At 70.6% G+C, this 22,942-nt stretch carries 22 protein-coding genes; 12 read left to right on the top strand and 10 right to left on the bottom strand.

Features of this window, described 5'->3' with window-relative positions; translation table 11 throughout:
- The first annotated feature begins 114 nt into the window (after positions 1-114).
- From F9C12_RS36090 to F9C12_RS36100, 3 genes are read left to right on the top strand one after another with little or no spacing between them, the layout of a single operon-like run.
- On the top strand, positions 115-642 hold the full coding sequence (locus tag F9C12_RS36090) for a DUF1453 domain-containing protein (protein WP_409463430.1): 528 nt from the start codon (positions 115-117) through the stop codon (positions 640-642).
- Positions 643-682: 40 nt separating this feature from the next.
- A complete protein-coding gene (locus tag F9C12_RS36095) occupies positions 683-1,765 on the top strand; it encodes a sensor histidine kinase (protein ID WP_409463431.1) in 1,083 nt (360 codons plus the stop codon).
- Complete coding sequence (locus F9C12_RS36100) at positions 1,762-2,397, top strand: response regulator (RefSeq protein ID WP_409186214.1); 636 nt, start codon at positions 1,762-1,764, stop codon at positions 2,395-2,397. The genes F9C12_RS36095 and F9C12_RS36100 overlap by 4 nt, the downstream gene beginning before the upstream one ends.
- Before the next feature lie 37 nt (positions 2,398-2,434).
- Here F9C12_RS36100 and F9C12_RS36105 read toward each other — a convergent pair whose 3' ends face one another.
- From F9C12_RS36105 to F9C12_RS36115, 3 genes are all read right to left on the bottom strand, one after another.
- Complete coding sequence (locus F9C12_RS36105) at positions 2,435-2,989, bottom strand: dihydrofolate reductase family protein (protein WP_409463432.1); 555 nt, start codon at positions 2,987-2,989, stop codon at positions 2,435-2,437.
- 69 nt (positions 2,990-3,058) lie between these two features.
- Positions 3,059-3,961, bottom strand: coding sequence for an RNA polymerase subunit sigma-70 (locus tag F9C12_RS36110; protein WP_409463433.1), 903 nt, complete (start codon positions 3,959-3,961; stop codon positions 3,059-3,061).
- Between the two features lie 4 nt (positions 3,962-3,965).
- A complete protein-coding gene (locus tag F9C12_RS36115) occupies positions 3,966-4,847 on the bottom strand; it encodes a LysR family transcriptional regulator (protein WP_409463434.1) in 882 nt (293 codons plus the stop codon).
- Between the two features lie 112 nt (positions 4,848-4,959).
- Here F9C12_RS36115 and F9C12_RS36120 point away from each other — a divergent pair, with 112 nt between their 5' ends.
- Genes F9C12_RS36120 through F9C12_RS36145 form a run of 6 tightly spaced genes read left to right on the top strand, consistent with a single transcriptional unit; the run spans position 4,960 to position 11,476 of the window.
- Positions 4,960-6,420 (top strand): aldehyde dehydrogenase family protein, encoded by a 1,461-nt coding sequence (locus tag F9C12_RS36120; RefSeq protein ID WP_409463435.1) that lies wholly within the window; start codon positions 4,960-4,962, stop codon positions 6,418-6,420.
- On the top strand, positions 6,417-8,069 hold the full coding sequence (locus tag F9C12_RS36125; protein WP_409463436.1) for a hypothetical protein: 1,653 nt from the start codon (positions 6,417-6,419) through the stop codon (positions 8,067-8,069). The genes F9C12_RS36120 and F9C12_RS36125 overlap by 4 nt, the downstream gene beginning before the upstream one ends.
- Complete coding sequence (locus F9C12_RS36130) at positions 8,070-9,059, top strand: membrane dipeptidase (RefSeq protein WP_409186219.1); 990 nt, start codon at positions 8,070-8,072, stop codon at positions 9,057-9,059.
- Positions 9,056-9,748, top strand: a complete 693-nt coding sequence (locus F9C12_RS36135; protein ID WP_409463437.1) for a hypothetical protein — start codon at positions 9,056-9,058, stop codon at positions 9,746-9,748. The genes F9C12_RS36130 and F9C12_RS36135 overlap by 4 nt, the downstream gene beginning before the upstream one ends.
- Entirely contained in the window at positions 9,745-10,146 is a 402-nt protein-coding gene (locus F9C12_RS36140) for a RidA family protein (protein ID WP_409186221.1), read from the top strand. The genes F9C12_RS36135 and F9C12_RS36140 overlap by 4 nt, the downstream gene beginning before the upstream one ends.
- Positions 10,136-11,476: an MFS transporter gene (locus F9C12_RS36145; RefSeq protein ID WP_409186222.1), complete on the top strand. Its 1,341-nt coding sequence runs from the start codon at positions 10,136-10,138 to the stop codon at positions 11,474-11,476. The genes F9C12_RS36140 and F9C12_RS36145 overlap by 11 nt, the downstream gene beginning before the upstream one ends.
- A 42-nt stretch (positions 11,477-11,518) precedes the next feature.
- Here F9C12_RS36145 and F9C12_RS36150 read toward each other — a convergent pair whose 3' ends face one another.
- On the bottom strand, positions 11,519-12,181 hold the full coding sequence (locus F9C12_RS36150; RefSeq protein ID WP_409463438.1) for a fasciclin domain-containing protein: 663 nt from the start codon (positions 12,179-12,181) through the stop codon (positions 11,519-11,521).
- A 63-nt stretch (positions 12,182-12,244) separates the two neighbouring features.
- Positions 12,245-13,762, bottom strand: coding sequence for a molybdopterin-dependent oxidoreductase (locus F9C12_RS36155; RefSeq protein WP_409463439.1), 1,518 nt, complete (start codon positions 13,760-13,762; stop codon positions 12,245-12,247).
- Positions 13,763-13,948: 186 nt separating this feature from the next.
- Here F9C12_RS36155 and F9C12_RS36160 point away from each other — a divergent pair, with 186 nt between their 5' ends.
- The gene (locus F9C12_RS36160; RefSeq protein ID WP_409463440.1) at positions 13,949-15,268 is read left to right on the top strand and encodes a PQQ-binding-like beta-propeller repeat protein; all 1,320 of its coding nucleotides are present in this window, start codon (positions 13,949-13,951) and stop codon (positions 15,266-15,268) included.
- On the opposite strand, the gene F9C12_RS36165 is transcribed toward F9C12_RS36160, so the two are convergent.
- Positions 15,258-15,758: a DinB family protein gene (locus tag F9C12_RS36165; protein WP_409467133.1), complete on the bottom strand. Its 501-nt coding sequence runs from the start codon at positions 15,756-15,758 to the stop codon at positions 15,258-15,260. The two genes, F9C12_RS36160 and F9C12_RS36165, sit on opposite strands and share 11 nt — an antisense overlap.
- Positions 15,759-15,877: 119 nt before the next feature.
- Positions 15,878-18,646, bottom strand: coding sequence for a BTAD domain-containing putative transcriptional regulator (locus F9C12_RS36170; RefSeq protein WP_409463441.1), 2,769 nt, complete (start codon positions 18,644-18,646; stop codon positions 15,878-15,880).
- Between the two features lie 213 nt (positions 18,647-18,859).
- Here F9C12_RS36170 and F9C12_RS36175 point away from each other — a divergent pair, with 213 nt between their 5' ends.
- Complete coding sequence (locus F9C12_RS36175) at positions 18,860-19,135, top strand: hypothetical protein (protein WP_409463442.1); 276 nt, start codon at positions 18,860-18,862, stop codon at positions 19,133-19,135.
- Positions 19,136-19,280: 145 nt separating this feature from the next.
- On the opposite strand, the gene F9C12_RS36180 is transcribed toward F9C12_RS36175, so the two are convergent.
- From F9C12_RS36180 to F9C12_RS36190, 3 genes are all read right to left on the bottom strand, one after another.
- Positions 19,281-20,108 (bottom strand): SCO6745 family protein, encoded by an 828-nt coding sequence (locus tag F9C12_RS36180; protein WP_409186227.1) that lies wholly within the window; start codon positions 20,106-20,108, stop codon positions 19,281-19,283.
- Between the two features lie 7 nt (positions 20,109-20,115).
- Positions 20,116-20,550 (bottom strand): HutD family protein, encoded by a 435-nt coding sequence (locus F9C12_RS36185; RefSeq protein WP_409463443.1) that lies wholly within the window; start codon positions 20,548-20,550, stop codon positions 20,116-20,118.
- A 129-nt stretch (positions 20,551-20,679) separates the two neighbouring features.
- Positions 20,680-21,537 (bottom strand): SAM-dependent methyltransferase, encoded by an 858-nt coding sequence (locus tag F9C12_RS36190; RefSeq protein ID WP_409186229.1) that lies wholly within the window; start codon positions 21,535-21,537, stop codon positions 20,680-20,682.
- 150 nt (positions 21,538-21,687) lie between these two features.
- Between F9C12_RS36190 and F9C12_RS36195 the strand changes: the two genes are divergently transcribed.
- Complete coding sequence (locus F9C12_RS36195; protein WP_409463444.1) at positions 21,688-22,725, top strand: M48 family metallopeptidase; 1,038 nt, start codon at positions 21,688-21,690, stop codon at positions 22,723-22,725.
- Positions 22,726-22,942: the final 217 nt, after the last annotated feature.

Genomic DNA, 22,942 nt, shown 5'->3' on the forward strand with positions numbered 1-22,942 from the left:
GTGCAGGTCACGTCCACCCGGAATCGGTCGGTGGTTGGACGATTCCGCGGGCCGGCCGCCCTAGCGTCGGGAACGCGGGTGTTCCGGCCCGCCTGACTCCGGAAGAAGGCCGTGATGACTGACGCTCTCGTCATGGGCGGGATCCTGCTCGCCCTCGTTCTTTTCACCCAGGTGGGCCGCCGCCGGCACAACCTGCTCATGGGGACCATGCCGTTCGTTTCGTGCACCGTCATCGGCGTCCTGTACTTCACCGGCGGGATCTCGCTCACCGGGCCGAACCTGGCGGCCGGCCTGGTCGGCGCTGTGGTCGGGGCGGTCGCCGGGGCCGGGCTGATCGCCACCACCCGGGTCGAGCGCGATCCGGTCACCGGGCGCGTGCGGACCTGGGCGGGCTGGCCGTACCTGCTGATCTGGCTCGCCGTGCTGGTCGGGCGGCTGATCTTCGTGTGGGCGGTGGAGAACGTGCGTTCGTTCGCGGTGAAGGTCGGCGAATTCCTGGTCAGCGCGCACCTGGACGAGGACGGGGTGGGGCTGTTCTTCGTGCTGATGGCGCTGGCCATGGTCGCGGTGCGGGCCGGCGGGGTGCTGTGGCGGTCCCGGCGGCTGGAGGCTGTGCGCGACGGGCAGCCGGTGCGGGTCTGACTACGCTGAGCAGCGGAGAAGCCCACGGGGAGGGAATGCGATGACTCGGCTGCCGCTGGTCCTGATGCGGCTGCTCACGCCGGTCGCCTTCGTCGCGATTCTCGTCACCGCGCGGCCCCCGGCGGCCTGGGAGTGGGTGCCGCTGACCGCGTCCGCGGCGAGCGGCCTGGCGTTCGGGGTGCTGGACCTGCGCTGGCCGCGGGCGGCGGGCGTGCTGCTGTCGCTCGCCGCGCTGTTCGGCACGGTCGTCACGGTGGCGGACCAAAGTCTCACCGGACCGTCGTTGATATGTCTGTCCTTGCTCGTGTTGTCCTCGCTGGCAGCGATCCCGCCGGCGGAGATCATCACGGTGGCTGCGGTCGTGGGGGTCGCAGCCGCCGTCGGCGGGTTCCTCGCCGGGCAGCCGGGCGGGCTCGTGGCGGGGAACGTGCTCGCGGTGGCCGTCGTGGTGCTGCTCGGGCTCAACCGGCGGCAGTACCGGGTGCAGGCGCAGCAGGCCCGGGAGCTGCTGGACCAGACGCGGCTGACCCAGGAAGCCGTGGCCAGGGGCGCGACCCTGGAGGAACGCGCCCGGCTGGCCCGGGAGGTGCACGACATCCAGGCGCATTCGCTCTCGGCGCTGTCGCTGCACCTGCAGGCCGCGGCGCGAATGGTGGCCGAGTTGCCGGTGCCGGACGAAAAACTCGCCGCGTGCGTGCAGAAGGCTGGGCAGCTGGCGCAGGAGGGGCTGATCGAAACGCGGCGGGCCGTGCACGCCTTGCGCGGCGATCCGATGGCGCTGCCGGAGTTGTTCGGTTCGCTGCCGGACAACGCGTCGGTCCAGGTGACCGGCGAGCCCCGGGAGCTGCCCGCGGACGTCACCCTGCTGCTGTACCGCACTGTCCAAGAAGGACTTTCCAATGCCCGCAAGCATGGGGCGGGTGCGCCGGTGTCGGTCGAACTGTCCTATTTAGACAATGAGGTGACGATGACGGTCGTGAACCGGACCGGTTCCGGCAGCGGGCTGCCCGGCGCCGGGTACGGGTTGACCGGCCTGCGCGAGCGCGCGGAACTGGTCGGCGGCGAGGTGGCCGCGGGCCCGGACGGCGCGGGCTGGCGGCTGTCGGTGAGGATCCCGGCATGACTATCGTGCGCGTGCTCGTGGCCGAGGACCAGCCCGCGGTGCGGGAAGGTTTGGTGCTGCTGGTCGGGTTGCTGCCGGACATCGAGGTCGTCGGGCAGGCGGGCGACGGCGTCGCCGCGGTCGAGGAAACCCTGCGGCTGCAGCCCGACGTCGTGCTGATGGACCTGGACCTGCCGCGCTGCGACGGCGCGACCGCGACGCGGCGGATCGTCGCGGACCTGCCGGGCACGCGGGTCGTCGTGCTCACCACGTACGCGGACAGCGCGTCGATCGTGCGCGCGCTGGACGCGGGCGCGGTCGGCTACGTGACCAAGGCGGCGAACGGCGACGAGATCGGCCGCGCGATTCACGCGGCGGCGGCCGGGCAGACCGTGATGGACCTGGCGGTGCAGCGGACGTTGCTGGCCGCGGCGAGGCGTCCGGCCGCACCGCCGGAGGACGGGCTGACAGCGCGGGAGATCGACGTGCTGAAGCTGGTCGCGGCGGGCCGGGGGAACCGCGAGATCGCGCGGGAACTGCAGGTCAGCGAGGCGACGGTGAAGACGCATGTGAACCGGATCTTCGCGAAGACCGGCTGCGGGACCCGGGCGCAGGCAGTGCGTTACGCGCATCAGCACGGGTACGCCGACTGAGCCCGGGTCGCTCGGACCGCAAGCGCCCGGAACCGGCCTACCGCCCCGAAGCCTCCCGCACATACCGCGAAAGCGTCGCCGCGCCAACGCGTTCGACCGACACGCATTCCAGGTGCGCGGGACGGGTGCCGTCCGGGAACAGGCGGGTGCCGGTGCCCAGGACGGTGGGGAAGGTCAGCAGCCGGTACTCGTCGATCAGGTCCGCCGCCAGCAGCGTGTGCACGACGCTCAGGCTTCCGGTGACGACGACGTCGCGTTCTTCCCGTTTCACCGCGTCGACTAGGTCGCCGTCGAGGACCGAGGAGTTCTGCCACGCGCTGGTGTCGGCGAGGGTGCTGGTGGCGACCAGTTTGGGCACGGCGTTCATCCGGTGCGAGAACGGGTCGTCGCGGTGCGGCCACAGTCCCGAGAACAGCTGCCAGGTCTTGCGGCCGAGCAGCAGGACCCCGTCGTCCAGCGTGCTGCCGAGGCGGAATTTGTCGCCCGCGACGGACTCCGGGCCGTGCCGGAACGCCCAGCCGCCGCTGGGGGCGCTGCCCGGGTCGGACGCGAAGCCGTCGAGAGTGGTGAACGCGATGACGAGGACGCTCATGGCGGAAATCCCTTCAGTCGGTGGTCGCCAGTACTTACCGGAGGCCCCGGCTGAACTCATCGGTCCCGGCTAAGAAATCTTCGGCGGCAGGTCGAACGCGTGGAAAACGCGCGGATCGGCGAACACGACGTTGTGCGAAACCCGCCCGCCGGCCACGGTGAAGACCTGCAGGGTGTGCAGCTGCCGGTCGGGCGCATACGCGGCCAGTGCGGGCTGGCCGTTGGCGGTCAGGCGGCGGACGGTCCAGCCGGCCCCGCGCATCTCGAACACCCGGTGCATGAACCGGCCGTAGTCCTCGCGGCCGCGGAACCAGAGCGGGACCGGCGGCATTTCCAGGATCGCGTCGTCGGCGAGGAGACGGACGAGCGCGTCGACGTCGGCGGCCTCGAAGGCGCGTGCGTACCGGTCGATCACCGCCTGGGTTTCCGCGTCGGCCGGTTCGGCGATCTCGTCCATTCCGCCCGCGTCGGCGAGCGCGGCGCGGGCTCGTTGCAGCGCGCTGTTGACCGCCGGGACGGTCGTCTCCAGCTGGGCGGCGACCTCGGCCGCGCTGAACTCGAGCACCGACCGGAGCACCACGACCGCCCGTTGCCGCGCCGGGAGGACCTGGGTCGCGGCGATCCACGCCAGCCGCAGTCCGGCGCGGGTGTCGGCCTCGCAGCGCGCGTCGGGAAACGGCTGCAGCCAAGGGATGTCCGTCGCCGGCTGCAGCGGTGCGTTCGGATCGTCGCTGGGCGCGCCGAGCCCGGACGGCAACGGGCGGCGGGCGCGGCCTTCCAAAGCGGTCAGGCAGACGTTGGTGGCGATCCGGTACAGCCAGGTCCGGACCGAGGCGCGGGCCGGGTCGTAGCGGTCGCGGGCTTTCCACGCGCGCAGCAGCGTTTCCTGCACGAGGTCCTCGGCCTCGTGGCAGGAGCCGGCCATCCGGTAGCAGTAGGCGGTCAGTTCGCCGCGGTGCGGTTCGAAGTCCACGGGGTCATCTTCCGGCACGGGCGACGCTGAGGAAACGGTCCACGACCGGGTTGTTTTCGTGGTCGGTGCGCGAGATCGCCGAGACGGTCGAGAACGCGCCGGGATCGGTGAGGGCGAGGTAGCGCAGTCCGGGCAAGTGCAAGGCGCGCAAGGCATTCGGCACGATCGCGATGCCGGTGTCGGCCGCGACGAGGCCGAGCATGGTCGGGAATTGGACGGCTTCCTGCACCACGCGCATCCGGAATCCGGCGCGCAGGCACAGCGTCTCGATGTGGTCGTGCAGCCGGGAGACGCGCGTGCGCGGGAAGGCGAGGAACGGCTCGTCGGCCAGCTCCGGCATTTCGACGGTTTCCTTGTCCGCCAACGGATGCGTCTCGGACACAGCAACGATCAGCCGTTCACGGCCCAGCGGGTGCACGGTCAGCCCGGGAGCTTCGCCGACCTCGCGCGCGATGCCGACGTCGAGCTGGCCGTCGCCGAGCGCGGCGATTTGCGCGTCGGTGGTCGATTCGGTCAGTTCGAATCGGACATCCGGCCATTGCCGGCGCATTTCGAGGACCGTGGCGGGCACGATTTCGAGCGCGGCCGAGCTGACGAACCCGATCCGCAGCAAGCCGAGTTCGCCGCGCGCGGCGTGGGCGACCGCGGTCAGCGCGTGCTGGGTGTCCGCGAGCACGCGGCGGCCCTCGGCCAGCAGCACGCGGCCCGGTTCGGTCAGCTCGACGCTGCGGGTCGTCCGCAGGAGCAGCCGCACGGACAGCTCTTTCTCCAGTTTCGCGATCTGCTGGCTGAGCGCGGGCTGGGCGAGGTGCAGCCGTTCGGCGGCGCGGCGGAAGCTGCGTTCCTCGGCGACCGCGACGAAGTAGCGAAGCTGGCGGAGTTCCACACCGGTGATAATGGATCCTTATCAGTGCGTAGGCAATAGATACTTCACTCTGTGTTCCGCGCGACTTAGCGTCAGAGACGACAAGCACCGTCGCGAACGTCGAGGAGCACCCGTGGATCACGCATTGTCGTTGCAGCACTTCGTAGCGGGACGGTGGGTTCCCGGCGATGGACCGGTCGCGCAGAGTGTCGACCCGGCGGATCCCGCGCAGATCGTGGCCGAGTACCGGCAGGCCGGTCCGGAGCTGCTCGACGAGGCGGTGCGCGCGGCGGTGGCGGCGCAGCCGGAGTGGGATCGGCAGGGCACCATCGCCCGCGGTCTCGTGCTGCGCCGGGCCGCGGAACTGCTCGCCCAGCGCGCCGAATCGGTGACCGCCCTGATGACCCGAGAGCAGGGCAAGACGCTGCCGGAGTCCCGGGGCGAGGTGGCCGCTTCGGTCGAGACGCTGCACTATCACGCGGGCCGCGCACGCAGTGCCGACGGCGTGCTCTACCCGTCCGGCAACCCGGACGAGGTGGTGCGGACCGTGCGCCGTCCGCTGGGGGTCGTCGGCGTGATCACGCCGTGGAACTTCCCGGTGCAGATCCCGGCGTGGAAGCTCGCGCCCGCGTTGCTGTGGGGCAACTCGGTGGTGTGGAAGCCGGCCAGCGACACGGTGGCGCTGGCGGTCGCGTTCGCGGAGATCCTGATCGAGGCCGGGGTTCCGGACGGTGTGCTCAACCTGCTGCTCGCGCCCGGTTCGCTGGGCGCGGAGCTGGTGGAACGGCCGGAGCTGTCCGGCGTCACCTTCACCGGGTCGGTGCCGGTCGGCCGGGCGATCCAGGCCGCGGTCGTGCCGCGCGGGGCGAAGGTGCAGCTCGAACTCGGCGGGCACAGCGCGGCGATCGTCCTTCCCGACGCCGACCCGGCCCAGGCGGCCGCGGCGCTGGTCACCGCTTCGATGAGCGGGACCGGGCAGAAGTGCACCGCGGCGCGCCGGATCATCGCCGTCGGGGACGCCTACGACCGGCTGGTCGCCGAGCTGTCCGCGCGGGTCAAGGGGCTGGTCGTCGGACCGGGGACGACGCCGGGAGTCGAGATCGGGCCGTTGGTGTCCGCCCGGGCGGCGGAAGAGGTCGAGGGCGCGATCCAGCAGGCGGTCGACGAGGGCGCGACGGTGCTGGCCCGCGCGGATTGCCCGGAGGGCGGCGCGTTCGTCGCGCCGACGCTGCTGGCCGGAACGCCCGAACTGACGATCAGCCAGGAGGAAGTTTTCGGCCCGGTCGCCACCGTGCTGCGCGCCGCCGACCTGGACGAGGCGATCCGGCTCGCGAACGGCACCCGGTTCGGGCTCACCGCGGCGGTGTTCACCGACGACGAGCGCGCGGTGCGGCGGTGCCTGCGCGACTTGGACGCGGGCATCGTGAAGGTCAACGCGCCGAACACTGGGTCCGAGGTGCACGCGCCGTTCGGCGGTCTCAAGGACTCCTCGTTCCCGGCGCCGCGCGAGCAGAACGGCGAATCCGCCGCGGAGTTCTTCACCTGGACCAAAACCGCGTACCTGCGGACGTCCGCGCCCCGGGAACACTCGTGACCCGGCCCGCGGACACGGCGCTCGCCCCGGCGGAACTGGGCGCCGCCCGCTACACCCGGCACAGCTTCGCGCGGTCGTTCCTCCGCCAGGCGGCTCGGGAACGCTGGGCGGTGTCCAAGGCTCGGTGGGAGTTCGACGACCTCGGGCACGGCGAAGCGGTCTACCGGATCGACGCCGGCGGCACGCTGCTGCACTTCGCGGTGTTTTCCACGGTATTGCAGGAAAACGAGCGCACTGACCGCGTGATCGCGAAACGCTGGGATGTCACGGCTGCCCTGGTGGAAGGCCCAGTTCCGGATACTCGGATGGCAGAGCTGCGTCGTGAAGTGCCACGGCAGGAAGCTGGCCGGGCCAACGCCGCGACCCTGGTGTGGACTCGAGCCAACCGGAGCGAGCGGTTCTTCGCTTACGTGGTATCTCAACTGGCGAAGGGTGCTCAGCCGGACATCGCCACGATGGGCGACGCCTGCTACGTCCTGCGCAGCACCGCCTTCTACAGCAACGGAAAGTTCGGGCTCGCCGACTTCGACCGGCTCGCCGAAATACCGCCGCTGCGGGTGCCGTACCGCGCGCAAATGCTGGCGGCGTGGCTGCTGCGCGAGTTCAGCTACGACCTGGTCGAGCATTGCGCCGCCCGCCGAAACCCCGCCGCGGCAACGCTTTCCGGCGACTGGCGGCGGTACCTCGGCCTCGGCAACGCGACCGGACTCGGCATGGTCCCGTTCGTGGTGAACCATCCGCACATCCTCGACGCGTGGTGCTCGGCGCGAGAACTTCCGCTGGCCCGGGCCCTCGACACCGAGGCGGACGCCAGTTCGGTCCAGCGCGCCAGCGAACTCCTCGACCGCGCCCGCCGGTACTTCCGCGAACGCGACACCCTGGTGACCGCGCCGTACCTGACCGGTCCCGAACTGGCCGAACGGCTCGCCGGAATCGCTGCGCTGCTCAGCGAATTCCCCACCGGCGGCTTCCAGTGGCGGGACCTCGACGACCGAGCCGCGGAGTTCGGCGCCGAGGCCCGGGCTGTGCTGCACACCGTCCTGATCGAGCTGGACGACGCGCTCGACGCGGAGATCGAACACCTGCTGACCTGCGACCAGCGGCGGCGAGTCGAAATCGGCCAGACCTGCGGACAGCTGCGCGATCTGCTGGCCGGCCAGTACGACTGGACCCGGCAATTCGACTTCGCCGATCCGAAGGAACAAGCGAGGTTCTGGTTCTCCGCCGAGGACAACGAGGAGCCCCGGCGCGGCCGGCGCGGCCAGGACCCCGGCGAATCGATGGAGCACCCGATCGACATCGCCCGCGCCGTGCACGCGCTCCGGCACGACCTGGCCGCTGCCGGCGCCGGCCGTTCGGTCGCGGAGTTCCTGCTGGAATTCCCGTGGCACCGCGGAATTGTCGCGCGCGTGCAGTCCGTCGCCGGACTCCGCTACGGCGAGGTCCGCGCGAACCTGCTCGCCGACGATTTCCTTCCGCTGCACCTGCAGCGATTCCAGCTCGCCCTCTACGGCATGGAGAACTACAGCCCGCAGTCCACCGACTGGTTGCGCGTCACGCTGTTCTCCGGCGCTCCCCGGGCGCGCGACGTCGAGTCCGGAGTGGACGACGACTGGCTGTTCACCCGCAAGCCCGGAAAGGAGTCCTGAGTGGACCCCCTGGAGCACGGCGACCTCACTGTCGTCGACGGACTGCAGATCAACAACTGGGACCGCAAGGTCCTGGAGGAACTGAAAGCCGGCGGCGTCACCGGCGTCAACGCGACCTGCGCGGTGTGGGAAGGCCCGCAGGAAACGCTGCGCGCGGTCGCGGACTGGTACGAACTCGCGCGGGACAACGCCGATCTGGCCGTCCTCGCCGAAAACGCCGACGACATCCGGAAAGCGAAGAGCGACGGCAGGCTCGCCGTGCTGCTCGGCTTCCAGAACACCTCGCCGTTCGGCGACGACTACCGGATGGTCGAGGTATTCCACCGGCTCGGCGTCCGGATCGCACAGCTGACCTACAACATCCAGAACCTCGTCGGCGGCGCCTGCTACGACGAACACGATTCCGGGCTCACCGCGTACGGCCGGTTCATCGTCGCGGAAATGAACCGCGTCGGGATGCTGGTCGACCTGTCGCACGTCGGCAACCGCACGAGCCGCGACGCGATCGACGCCTCGGCCGGGCCGGTCGCGATCACGCACGCGAACCCGTCGTCGTTCGCGGATTCGCCGCGCAACAAGCCGGACGACGTGATCGAGGCCCTCGCCGCGCGCGGCGGAGTTCTCGGCTGTTGCTTGTACCCCAACGTGATCGGCGGCGAAAAGACGACCCGGCGGCAGTTCTGCGAAATGGTCGCGGGACTGGTCGAGAAGATCGGGCCGGACCACGTCGCGCTCGGCAGCGACTGCACGCGCAACTGGTCGCAGGACTACGTCGCGTGGCTGCGCAACGGCCGGTGGCGGCCCGCGTCCGCGGTGCCGGTGGAACCGCAATGGCCGGTGTGGCCCAGCTGGTTCGGCGGACCGGCCGATTTCCCCGCTCTCACCGAAGGGTTGCTGGAAGTGGGCCTGGAGGAAACGGTGGTGGCGCAGGTGCTGGGCGGCAACTGGCTCCGGTTGTTCGACACGGTGTTTCCCGGAGCCGGGCAATGACCGCGGCGAAGGCCGAGCGCGTTTCGCCGGCTGAAACGGTGCGGACCCGGGTATCCGTGCGGGAAATTCACGAGGTCTCGCTGCGGGCATTGCGCGCCTCGGGGCTCAGCAGCGGCGAAGCGGAGTACCTGGCCGAGATCATCGCGTCCGCCGAGGTCCACGAGGGCATCGGGCTCGACGCCTTGGCTGTCGAGACCGCGCGGATCCCGGCCGGACGGGTCGGTCTCCGGCTGGAGCGTTGCGGTGGATACGCCGTGGCGCACGATCCCGCTGCTCGCGGTCCGTTGCAGGCGTTCGTCCCGGCGTGCGAAACGGCAGCCGTGGTGGGCACGTTGGTCGTGCCCGGAATGGCCAGCGCTGCGGTGCTGGACTGGGCGGCGTTGGACATCGCCGAACGGGCTGGCCGGATACTGTCCCTTTCGGACGGTGGAGAGCGGACGGTGGTCACACCGGACGGAGATTTGCTCCGGCTTCCGGCCGAGGCTGAACCACGCCCGCCGGTCGCGGGTTTGGTCATCGAGCCGTTGTCCGAGGTTCCGGACGGACCAGTGATTTCCACTGCGGCGGAACGGAAGAAGCGGTATCGCGAGGCGGTCTCCCACGGCGTGTCCGTGGAGACTCCACTGTGGACTCTCGCGTACTCGATCGCGCGCGGGTTCCTGATTCCGGACCACCGGGAGGGCCGATGACCGAGCGCGAGCTGGTGGCGCATCCGCACGGACCTCGCCCCTACGCCGGCGCCGCGGTGCACGGCGGCGTGATCTGGGCGTGCGGGCAGGTTCCGGCACGGCGGGACGGCAGCGTCCCGGAAGAAATCGACGAGCAGGTACGGGTCGCCCTCGACAACCTCGAGGACACCCTGCGGGCCGCGGGAGGGAGCCTGCGCACCCTGCTCAAACTGACGGTGTTCCTCGCCGACCTCGGCGAGTTCGACGCCTACCACCAGGCTTACCTCGACCGATTCGCCGGCATCGACCTGCCGCCGCGGACCACGGTCCAGGTCGCCGGATTCCGGGGGACGAAACGCATCGAGATCGACGCCGTGGCGGCGGTCGGCAGCGAGGAGACCAACCGACATGAAGACTGACCGCGCACCGGACAACGCTGTCCGGGCGACCCTGGATTCGGCCCGCCTCAACGGGTTCCACCGCAAACTGGCGCTGTACTCGTCCGGCGGGCCGTTCCTGGACGGCTACATCCTCAGCATCATCGGCATCGCGCTGGTGCAGATCGGCCCGCAGTGGCGGATGGACTCGCTGTGGTCCGGCCTGATCGGCGCGTCCGCGCTGGTCGGCGTGTTCATCGGGGGAGCGGTGTTCGGCCCGCTCACCGACCGCATCGGCCGGAAACTGATGTACACGATCGACCTGATCGCCATCATCGTGTGCTCGGTGCTGCAGTTCTTCGTAGCCGACGCGGCGCAGTTGTTCGTGCTGCGGCTGCTGATCGGCATCGCGGTGGGCGCCGACTATCCCATCGCGACCGCGCTGGTCACCGAATTCGCGCCGAAGGCGTGGCGGGCCCGGCTGGTCGGAGGGCTGAACGCGATGTGGTTCGTCGGCGCGACGGTGGCCGCGTTCGTCGGGTTCTTCCTGCTGAACGTGGACCAGGGCTGGAAGTGGATGCTGCTGTCGTCGGCGGTGCCCGCGCTGCTGATCGTCGTCGCCCGCACCAGCATCCCGGAGTCGCCGCGCTGGCTGCACAGCAAGGGCCGCGACGCCGAAGCCTTGGAAGTGCTGCGCGCGACGATCGGCGAGCACGCGACGCTCGACGATCTTCCCGAAGCCGAAACGAAAACCCCGATGTCCGCGTTGTGGCGCGGCGGCTATCTCAAGCGGGTCGTGTTCATCTCGATTTTCTGGACGTGCACGGTCGTGCCGCTGTTCGCGATCTACGCGTTCGGCCCGCAAATCCTCGAACTGTTCAACCTCGGCGGCGGCAACCTGTCGCACCTGGGCTACGGGCTGATCAATTTCTTCTTCTTCGTCGGCAATATCGCCGCCCTGCTGCTGGTGGACCGCCTCGGCCGTCGTCCGGTGCTGATCTGGGGCTTCGCCATCTCCGCGGCCGGGCTCTTCTACCTCGGCCTGCAACCGGGAGCCGCGCTGTGGCTGATCACGCTCGCCTTCGCGGTGTACGCGGTGTTCAACGGTGGACCGTCCATTTTGGAGTGGATCTACCCGAACGAACTGTTCCCGACCGAGGTCCGCGCGTCGGCGGTGGGCCTGTGCACCGGAATCAGCCGAATCGGGGCGGCTGTAGGTACCTTCGCGACGCCGTGGTCGCTCACGAATCTCGGGTTGTCGGCGACGATGTACATCGCGGCCGGGATTGCCGCGCTGGGTGCGGTGGTGAGTGTGTTCATGGCTCCGGAGACGAAGAACGTCGATCTGCACGTGGCTTCTTCGCTGAGCTGAAGCCCGGGCCCGGCGCATCCACTGCGCCGGGCCCGTTCTGGCTCAGTTCTTGTTAGTGCCCGGGGTGAGCACCTTGTCGATCACGAAAACGGTCGCGTTCTTGGTCGGGATGTTCCCGCACAGAATCTTCGCGCCGTTCACCGTCAGGTTCTCGCCGGAACCTTCGATCTTCAGCGGCCCGCCCGCGGTGTTGAGCGACGTGACGGTACCGGCTTGTTCGAGGCCCTTGGCGTCGTAGCGCTTGCCCACGACGTGGTATTGCAGGATCGGCGCCAGCTGGTTCGGGTTGGCCGCCAGTTCCTTGAATTTCGCCTCGCCGAGGGCGTTGAACGCCGGGTCGGCCGGGGCGAAGACGGTGATGGCCTGCTGGCTGTTGAGCGTGTCGACCAGGTTGGTGGCCTTGACCGCCGCGACCAGCTTCGTGAGCAGCGGGTTCGTCGAGGCTGCGGACGCGACCGGCTGAGGGCCCATCGAGTCGAGCGAACCCGGCGCGCTGCCCTGCGGCAGCTGGGAACAGGCGGGGCCGAAGACCTGGTCGTTGGTGGTGACGCCGGAGCTGCTGCTGGACATCGGCGCGGACATCGGAGCCGAGGACGGCATCGCCGACGGGCTGGTGCCGTTCGAGGCGTTGTCGCCGGTGCTGCCGCACGCGGTGAGGGCGAGGGCGGCAGCGGCGCCGATACCGGCGAGGCGAAGGGTCTTCACGGGAATCTCCGTTCACAGTGGACTGTTCACCAGGGATTCGGCGCCGGGACGGCGCCGGATTGGTCAGGAAGCGAGAAAAGTCGTGGAATGCCATCCGGTCGCGCCGTCGGGCACGGTGCCAGCGCGTTCTTCCGTCTGGGTGTAGCCGGATTTGTCGGTGGCGCGCACGAAAACCTGGTGTGTGCCGGGTTTCACCGAGATCTGGGTCCACCACATCCGCCAGGTGTTCGGATTCACTTCGGCGGACAGCGTGGTCGGCTGCCAGGACCCGCCGTCCACTTTGATCTCGACGGACGCGATCCCGGTGTGCTGAGCCCAGGCGACGCCCGCGATCCGTACCGTCCCGGCGGCAACGTTCTCGAAGCCCTTGGGCGTGTCGATCCGCGATTCGGTTTTGATCGGTGCCTGCTCGCCCCAGCCGCGGCGGAGCCAGTACGCCTGGCGGGCCTTCCACGTGGTGACCTCGATGTCCACCACCCATTTGACCGCCGAGACGTACCCGTAGAGCCCGGGCGTGACCAGCCGGGCGGGAAAGCCGTGCTCCAGCGGCAGCGGCTCGCGGTTCATCCCGAGCGCGAGCATCGCGCCGCGCGAACGGTCCAGCGCGGCGGCGACCGGGGTACCGGACGTCCAACCGTCCACACTGGAACAGAACAGCTGCTCCGCGCCCGGCCGCACTCCGGCTTCCGCGAGCAGATCGGCGAGGTCGACGCCGACGAAGTTCGAAGTGGACACGTAATCGCCGCCGACCTCATTGGACACGCACGTCATCGTCACCGTGCGCTCGACCAGCGGCCGGTCGCGCAGATCGCGGTAGCGGTACCGGACTTCCCGTTCGACCATCCCGTGGATCCGCAGGCTCCAGTCCTCCGTGCGCACCTGCGGAACCGACAAGGCGGTGTCGACGCGGTAGAAGTTCCGGTTGGGCGTGAGGAAAGCTGGAGTCCCGAGCTTGGCGAAATCCGCGTCCGCGGGAATCGGCGGAGCCGAAACCGCGGGCACGAGCGGCCCTACCGCCTCCCGGGAAGCGGTCGCGTCCCGCGTTCCGCTGATCGCCTGCCCGGCGCCGCCGAGAACTCCGGCCCCGACGACGGTCCCGACGCTGCCGAGCAAGAACGACCGCCGGGAGGAATCCGTTGTCTGCTGTCTCGTCGCTATTCGGCGCAGCAGAAGGAAAACCGCCACTCCGACGAGCAGGCTGGCCAGGGGAGCGAGCACCGCGACCGCGGGCAGGTCCGGCCGCGCGGCCACCGCCACCCCGCCGATCAGTCCAAACGCGACAATGAGCGCGACGCCGGGCCACGGTGCTCGCCGAGACATCAGCCCGGCAGCCGCGGACACGATCAGCAACACCGCCGCCATCCCGCCGAGGAGGACGGCCTTGTCGTAGGTGCCGAAGGTTCGCACCGCGAAGTCCTTCACCGGCAGCGGGGTCAGGTCGATGGCTCCGTTGCCGACCGCGAGGTACGGCGAAGCGTTGACGTTGCCGAACGACGCCGCCAGGTGCCCGGCGGCGAGCGCCGCGACCAGGGCGAGCACGCCGCACAGAGCTGCCGGGAGGATCCGCAGACGGGAGGTCATGGCAGGTATTCGGCGCCACGCCGGCCGCGGATGGGTGGACGCTGGTCACCCGTCCGGGTAGCCGCGCGGGTCCGGGACACCTTTTTCGCCGTATTTGTGCGATCTCGTGCGCACGCGGCCGTTCTGTCGGCTAAATTCCCGGTCGACTCCGAATGGAGCGGGTGATTCGGGAGAATGGGGACGCCGATGCGGCGACTTGTGAGCACTGCGGCCTGCCTGGGAGTGCTGGCCGCCACCACCGCGTGCGGAGGCGGGTCCGTCCCGACCGGCCTGGCCACCGACCAGGCCGGACCGGCCGGGCAGCCGCCCGCTTCGTCCGCTCAGCCGGAGGCCGTCACCGCCGATCCGCCGCTGGCGTTCGACACCAGCAAGGGCGTTTCGCTGCCCCGCACGGCGTTGCAGGCCACCATGGGCGGCTCCGTGACGTCGAAGTTCATGACGCTGCGCGACCGCACCGGCTACATCATCGCCCCCGAATCGCTGAGCGCCGTCGACGTGCTCACCGGCGGCGAGAAGTGGAACACCAAGATCGAGGGCCCGGCGGCCGACCCGAACGCGCACAAGGGTCCGTTCGTCGAGCAGAGCGGCCCGCGCCCGCCGCTGGTCACCGACAAACTCGCCGTCGGGGCCGTCCCGCTCCGGATGCCCGAGCAGGGCACCACGCCCGGGTACATCGCGCTTGCCGTCCTCGCGGTGAACCCCGAGACCGGGGCCAAGCTCTGGCAGACGAACACCAAGATCGCCGACGACCAGTACGGGATCAGCGGCGACCGTTCGGTCACGCACGTCGTCGCGGTCACCGACAAGGCCGTGGTCGCCAGCTTCACGCAGTCGGAGGGCAACCTCACCGTCGGACTGGACCCGGCGACCGGGAAACAGCTGTGGGAGCGCAAGGACTTCGACGCGGGCAGCTCGAACGGCGACCTCGTCGTCGGCGTGGCCTCGAAGGTGACCCCGGACTCGGCCGAGGTCCAGCCGATCGCCCTCGACGCCGCGACCGGCCAGCAGCAGTGGGCCGGAGCCAAGGCGACCTCGGTGGAACTGCTGCAGGCCGACCCGGCGATGGTCGTGATGAAGTTCAACGAGGCCGGCACCGGCCACGCCTTCCTGAAGTTCCTCGACGCGGCGACCGGCGCGGAGAAGTTCTCCGTGGAGGGCACCCGCAACCTTGGCCCCGACTCGTACGGCGACTGCCTGTACGACGAGCAGTCGGTGCTTGCCTGCACCGACTCCGGCGTGCTGACCGCGTACGACGCGAAGGCCGGGACGAAACTCTGGAGCCTGCCGGACGCGGCCGCGAACCGCGTCCCGCCGGGCGGCCTGACCGTCGCCTGGCACGGCGCGCTGTACGGCTACACCAACGGGAAGCAGCCGATCGTCCTCGACGCGAAAACCGGCAAGGACCTGTCCACCAGCGTCGGCTTCGTGCCGGACTGGGTCAGCAAGTACGCCGCGGCCGGCGTCGACCAGGACGGTTCGCCCAAGGCCTACCCGGTCAAGAAGTAGTTCGAGCCGGCGCGCCGTCCTCCGCGAGGATCTGCTCGCGGAGGATGTCCGCGTGCCCGCAGTGCTGCGCGAGTTCGCGCAGAACGTGCAGGTAGACGAACCGCAGCGGCAGCGGGCCGCGCCGGTTGCCGGGCAGCAGGTCGGTCAGTTCGAGCGACGCGGTGGCCCGGCGGGCGGCGTCGCACGCTTCGCGGTGCGCGCGCTGGACGGACTCGATGGTGTCGTCGTCGGTGAGGTCGAACGTTTCGTCCGGCGTCTCCGGGATCCCGATTTCGGCGCGCGAACGGCCGGTGACGGCCTCGTCGAACCAGACCTTCTCCACGACGGTCACGTGTTTGACCAGGCCGAGCAGCGTGGTCTTCGACGGCACGAGCGAACGGCGGGCCTGCTCCTCGGTGAGCCCGTCGAGGCAGTGCTGGAGCGCCTCGCGGTGCTCGTCGACGAAGTACTCGAACTGGTCCTTGGCGGAGCTGTTGATCGCTGATTCCATGGGCACGGGACCAGCTTGCCGGATCCCGGCTTCCCGGTGAAGGCGCGGTCGCCCGGGGGGACGGCCACCGGGACGGGCGGGCGGCGGGCCGGAACCTCGCCGAGCGCGCGCTGGCGCGGCTAGGGCGCGGACCGGGTCTTCCCCGCACCGAGCCGCGCCAGCGCGGTTTCCACCGCATTGACCTCCGCGAACCGGCCCTGTGCGCGGAACAGGTCGAGCGCAAGCTGCCAGACCGTGCGGGCCTCGCCGGCCTCGCCCATCGCGCGGTGGGTGTGGCCGAGGTGTTCGAGGGTGTCGGCTTCCAGATAGGTGTTGCCGGATTCCCGGTACAGCGCGAGCGCTTCGCGGTAGTGCTCGACGGCGTCGGCGTGGCGGCCGGTGTGGTGGGCGATGTGCGCGAGGCTGTCGAGGACGTCGGCCACCGCCGGATGGCGCTCCTCGCGGTACAGCCGGAGCGCGCGTTCGCAATGCGGCCGGGCCTGTTCGTGCTGTCCGAGGAGCGTGAGATACCAGCCGACGCCGTTGTGCGCCTGGGCCTCCCAGACCGGGTTGCCGAGCGGGCGGAACAGCACCAGCGAGCGCTGTGCGTGCCGGAGCGCGGCGCGGTGGTCGCCGTGCAGTTCCCAGGCCTGGGCGAGGTCGTGCTCGATGATGGCTTGGACGCGCTGGTCGTCGCCGCGGCTGGCCAGGTCCAGGGCCTCGGCGAGGTGGGCGAGGGCGTCGTCGTGCCGGGCTCCGCGGGCGCAGGCGAGGCCGTAGCGGCGGTGCGCGAGGACGCGGGTTTCCGGGGTGCCCAGCGCGTCGGCGGCCTGCACCGCCAGCGGCCAGACGGCGAGGTCCTCGTGCAGGAATCCGCGCCGGTAGTGGTAGGCGGTCAGGGCCCAGGCGATCTGCCACCCGGGCTGGTGCCAGGCTTGGGCGCAGGCGATTCGCTGGGTGTCCAGGAGACAGTCGTGGTCCGCGTCGAACCAGTCGAGGGCTTCGTCGGCGCTCGCTGGCGGATGCGGATAGGGATGGTCGTGTCCGGTGTCGATGCCGGGCGGGAGGACGCCGTGCGGATGCAGGACGCGGTTTCCGGCCAAGGCGGTGCCGGTGTAGTAGCCGGTCACGCGCAGCAGCGCCGCGGTGCGTTCCCCGGCGGGGAGACTGGCATGGGTTTTCGCGAAAAGGCGGACCAGGTCGTGCATCCGGTAGCGGCCGGGCGTGTCCTGCTCCACGAGCGAAACCCGTTCCAGCGCACGGAGAATCGCCGCGATGGAGTTCGGGGGCACTCCGGTGAGGTTGGCCGCGGCGCGGACACTGATGTCCGGTCCCGGTGCGAGGCCGAGCAATTCGAACACCTCGGCGTGCTGCGGCGGGAGCGCGCGCAGGGACCACGACAGGACCGCGGCGACACTGGCGTCGCCGTCGTCGAGTGCGCTCGCGTCGGTGATCTCGGCGGCCAGCGCGGCCAACGGGAAACCGGGGTGCTCAGCGGCGCGCGCGGCGAGAATTCCCAGTGCCAGGGGAGAACCCGCGCAGCGCGTGACGAGTTGCTCGGCCGCGTCGGGGTCCGCGTCGAGATAATCCGGGCCGAGCCGGGCGGTCAGGACGCTCCGGGCGTGCGGCGCGGGCAACGGCCGCACCGCGAGCGGCGTGGCGCCGTGCTTGGTCGTCAGGCCGGTCAGGCGATCGCGGCTGGTGACGACGACGGCGCACCCCGGATCGCCCGGCAGGAGCGGCATGACCTGGCTCGTGTCGCGGGCGTTGTCGAGGACGACGAGGACGCGTTTCCCGGCGAGAAGGGTGCGGTAGAGCGCGGTCTGGGCGTCGGGTTCCGCGGGGATGGCGGTGCCGGTGACGCCGAGCGCGTGCAGAAAACCCCGCAGTGCGACGTCGGGCGCGGTCGGGTCTCCGTCCGGGCTGAAGCCGCGCAGGTCGACGTAGAGCCGGCCGTCCGGAAACGCGGCGGATTGCCGGTGCGCCCAGTGCAGCGCGAGGGCGGTTTTGCCCATGCCGCCACCGCCGTGCAGGACGGTGATCGGGACCGTGGCGTGGTCTTCGGCGAGGGTGTCGAGCTGGCGGAGTTCGTCGTCGCGGCCGGCGAACCGCGGCGGCGGGGGCGGGAGCTGCTGGGGGACCGGCGCGGCCCACGCCCGCGGCGGCGCGGGAGCGGGGGTCTGGGCGGCGAGGATGTCCTCGTGCACTGCGCGCAGGTGCGGAGACGGGTCGGCGCCGAGTTCGTCGAGCAGCATCGTGCGGGTGCGCTGGTAGCGGGCGAGGGCTTCGTCGGTGCGGCCGCTGTCGTGCAGGGCGCGCATGAGGGCGGCGGCGATGCGTTCGTCCAGCGGGTATTCGTCCGCGCGCCGGGCCAGCAGGCCGAGGACGGCGCCGTGGTGGCCGCGGCGCAGTTGCCGGTCGGCGTAGTCGAGTTCGGCGGCGGTGCGCTGGCGGGTGAGGGAATGCCGGACGGAGTCGGCCCACGCCGAATCGAGCCCGAGCAAGGCGTCGCCGCGCCACTGGGCCAAGGCGCGCTCGTACAGCTGCGCGGCCTCGCCGTCGTCGGCCGTCGCGCGCGCTCGGCTGACGAGGTTGGTGAACTGGTGCAGATCGAGCGCGTCCGGCTCCGGCAGCGGGAGCACGTACCCGCCGGAACGGCGTTCGATGGCCCCGCCGTACGGCTGCAGGACCCGGCGCAGGCGGGCGATGTAGGTCTGCAACGCGTTCGCGACCCGCGACGGCGGCTGCTCGCCCCACACCCGGGTCACCAGCTGACCGGCCGGGACGACGCGGCCGGCGTCGAGCACCAGCGCGGCGAGCACCAGCCGCTGCCGGGCGTGCCCGACCGCCAGCGCCTCGCCGCCCGCGACCGCGCCGACCTCGCCCAGCACCCGGAACTCCAGCGTCATTCCGCAGCCTCCCCGGTCCACCGGACGAGGCTAAAGCATGGAACGGGTCAAGGCGCTGCTTTCCTGCCGGGCCAAGACGTGGCTGCGGCACGGACCCCAGCGCGTCGAGTCCGCACACCGCGGTCGGCCGGGCCCGCGAGGAATGGGCGAACCTGCGGCGGGTGATGATGGCGTCGGGAATCCTGGTCGGGCGGCGCGCATCCGAGGCGGTTCATGCGCGAGGTCGTCGGCGTTCGTCGCCGCGACCGCTCCCGCGACGGCCCCGAAAACGTTGACCAGCGCGATAAACGACGGCTGAAGCCAGCAGACGACTTGCGCTGCCTGGTTCGGCACCGGCGTGACGCTGGCGTCGAGCGCTTTCTCGCCCGGCCGCGAAGCGAGACCAGACCGAACAATGCGCAGGGAAACCACTGGCCGGGCAAGGGATTCCAGAGCCGCCCCACGGCGCGGAGCACCGGTCATGGCGGCGAAGCAGTGATTGAACGGTGACGAAATCGCTGACGTTCTTCCTGCCCGCCGTCGCCGAGGTTGCCGCTCGTCGGTTCGGCGGTGGCGAAGGTTTTGGCGATGGACCTGACACGACTCGCTGCGACTCGGGTTCTCCGAAGTCGCGGCGAGGCGCGGGCACGTTACGTCAGCTCGATCCGGCGGCCACCAGCTTGGCCGAGATAGGTTCCAGCACGGCGATCAGTTCCTCCAGTTCGGCGGTGCTCAGTGCTTCGTACGGTGCGGCGGCGAGTTCGTCGGTGAGGGTTTCGATGCGGGCTTTGAGTTCTCGGCCCGCGTCGGTGAACCGGCTCTCGGCGTCGACGAGACCGCGTTCGCGCAAGCCGTTCATGAGCGCGGCCAGCCGCTTCTTCGGCAGGTGCTGGACCCGCCCGAACGACTCCGGCGGATGGATGCCCATCTCCAGCGCGGACAGCAGGTGCGCCTCCCCGCCGCCGATCCGGGCGCTGACCAGCGCGGCGATGTGCCCGTCCCCGCGGTGCTCGCGCAGCATGGTCGCGGAATGCCACAGCCGCGCGACCGGATCGGCGGGCACCGGCAGGGTGCGCATCCCGGCGTACATCACCCGCCCGGCGAGCGGGGCGCTCGTCGCGGCTTTGGCGGTGAGGTCGGCGGCGCGCACCAGCTCGCGGGAGCCGGCCAGTTCGGGGCCGAGAATCCGGCGCACCGAGGCCGCGCTGCCGCGTTCCCGCGCGGCGACGGACGCCTCGGGCGGGGCTGTCTCCCACGCGCTCGGGATGTGCCGCGCGACTTCACCGTCGGCGAAGTTGTAGAAAGCCGCGTGGACCACCTCCGCCGGCACCCGCCCCAACGGAGCGGCCCGGCTGGCGAAGTAGCCGTCCCAGTAGGTGCGGTGGCCGAGTGCGGCCAGCTCGTCGTTGCATTCGTCGGCTAAGAAGGTGACAAGGCAGATCGGCTCCAGAAGCTCGAACATCCGCCGGGCAGTGCTGGTCATCGCTGCATCATGCCAGTGCGGTGAGGAAAACATCGGCGATTTGCTCGCCCAGGTCGACCGTCGCGGCCGCGGTGGCCGGGCTCTTCCCGGAAGGGGAGCGGAGGACGACCTCGGCTCGGTACTGCCCGCGCCGGGTCATCACGTTGAGGGCTCGGGTCGGCTGAGCGAGCGTGACGGACACAGTGTCCTCTCCGGCGAACCGGATCTGGTCGCCGCGCCCGAGATCCGTGCTGGTGCCGTTGACGGTCAACCGGAGCGGCCCGAGGGCGGTGAAAAGCCGGTCGATGCCCGGGAAAGCCGAGAACGGCGCGTCTTCGAGAAGGTCCGCGACGCTGATCCGCCACCGCGGTTCGCCAGCGGGATCGGTGTCGGCGGCGAGTTCCCGGGTGGTGCCCGCGCCGTTGCGCCAGGGGACCGGGGTGGTTTCGGACGGGATGAGCATCAGGCCATCTCACTCGTTCCGCCCGGCGAAGGCAAACCCCGCCGGACGGGATTTCCGCGACGCCCCGCTGCGTTCGGGAAGCGGATCGGCGCGGCGAATTCCCTTTGCCCGCACCAGCTTCCGCACTGCTCAGGGCTTGCGCGCCACCCCGGCCAGCATCGCGGCCTCGCTCGGATCCGCGAACTCGACCACCGGGGTGTTCAGCCCGCCTTCTTCGGGATGCCACGCGGCCGTCCACGTGACGCCGGGATCCAGCAGGTCGAAATCGCCGAACAGCGCGCGGATTTCCGCGTTCGAGCGCAGCACGTGCTTGCTGACGTTCGTGTCGTACAGCTGGATCACCGCGTGCAGCTGCCGGGCGATGTCCTCGGGCAGCCCCTCGTGGGTGAGCTGCGACAGCACCAGGTACGACCCGGAAGGCAGCATTTCCCGGTACCGTGCGATGGCGTCGGGCCCGAGGTCGCGCCCGTCCGGCCCCGGTTGCTGGATGTGCAGGACCGCGGTGACCAGCAGGGCCAGCGGCTGGTCGAGGTCGATGACGCCGGTGTCCGCGACGGATTGCCACAGCGCGTCCGGTTCGCGCAGGTCACCCTGGATCACCGCGTGGCGTTCCGGATCGCCGTGGCGCTCCAGCAGGATCCGGGAATGCGCGACCGCGACGGGTTCGCTGTCGATGTACACGACGCGGGAATCCTCCGCGACCTCGTCGGCGATCTGGTGCACGTTGCCCATCGTGGGCACGCCGGAGCCGATGTCGACGAACTGGCGCACGCCGAGGCGCACGAGGTGCCGCACCGCACGGTGCAGGAAGGCGCGGTTGGCCCGGGCGCAGTACCTCCCGGCGGGGAACGCCGAAAGGACCATCTTGCCGAACTCGCGGTCGATGGCCCAGTTGGCCGTGCCGCCGAGGTACCAGTCGTAAACCCGCGCCACGCTGGGCCGGTCGAGGTCCACGCCCGGGATGGGCTCTTCAGGTCCTTGCGCCACGCCGCCTCCCCCGCAGTCGTGCCCCCGATCGTAGCCAATCCGCGAGATCCCGCAGGGCCGCCGTCCGGCCCAGGCGCCCGATCAGTGGTCTGAACAACCGGGTCGTCGGCTTTGAGTAGGCTGGCGCCCACGACTTCATTGGGGGGAACCATGACTGAGGAAATCGAACCCGCGCGCCGGGCCGCCGTCCGTTTCCCGGGCATCAGCCCGAGAGCCTACGAGCACCCGGTCGACCGCGGCGCGCTCGCCACGCTGCGCGCGGTGCCCGGTTTCGCCCAGGTGATCAAGGCGGTCTCCGGCTTCTACAACGAACGCGGCGAACGGCTGATGGCGCTGGCCTCGTCGATCCGCGTGGGACCGCGGCAGTACCCGGAACTCGACCGGCTGCGCCACGAATGCGCCGAGACGCTCGACCTGCCCGCCGTGCCGAACCTGTTCGTCTACCAGGACCCGCGGCTGCAGGCGTCCGCGCTGGGCATGGACGAGCCGTTCATCCGGATCAGCACCGCGCTCGTCGACCAGCTGAGCCACGAATCGCTGCGGTTCGCCATCGGCCACGAAATGGGGCACGTGCTGTCCGGGCACGCGGTCTACCGCACGATCATGGTGCGCCTGATCAACCTCCAGATGTCGATGTCCTGGACCCCGGTCAGCGCGCTCGGCATCCGGGCGATCATCGCGGCGCTGAGCGAGTGGTACCGCAAGGCCGAACTCTCGTGCGACCGCGCGGGCCTGCTGTGCGGCCAGGACCCGACCGCGGCGCTGCGCGCGCAGATCCAGCTCGCCGGCGGCGTCGACCCGTCCCGCATCGACATCCCGTCCTTCCTCCAGCAGGGAGCGGAATACGAGGCGGGCGAGGACATCCGCGACAGCCTGCTGAAACTGAAATACGTCGAGACCGAGACCCATCCGTTCGCCGTGGTCCGGGCGACGCAGCTGCAGAAATGGGCCGCGTCGGCGGAATACCGGGCCATCCTGACCGGCGACTACCCCCGCCGGGACGACGACGCGCCGACGACGGACTGGAAGGACGACCTCAAGTCCGCGGCGAAGTCGTACAAGGACTCCTGGACCGCCTCGGCCGACCCGCTGACGAAGGTCTTCACCGACGTCGGGGAGACGGTCGCGGACACGGCGAGCAAGGTGTGGGCCAAGTTCGGCGGGGGTTCCGAGAACGGCCACGCCTGAGGTCGGCCGGGGATTTTCTCAGCTCCTGGCGGCGTTGTCCGCGTTGCCGCGCAAAGGTTTTCCAGCGCGCTGTTCTCGTGAGGCGGGCCGGAGCTGTCCGGCAGGAGCTGAGCCGCGAGCGACTGTGCGGTGACGGTGAGCGTGGCGATGTCCAGCCCGGCTCGTGAACACGAGCCCTTGCCGCGCGGCCAGGAGCGCGCGGGCTGAGTTCGCCGCT

Origin of the sequence: Amycolatopsis sp. GA6-003, from assembly GCF_046267895.1 — a bacterium.
Taxonomy (GTDB): Bacteria; Actinomycetota; Actinomycetes; order Mycobacteriales; family Pseudonocardiaceae; genus Amycolatopsis.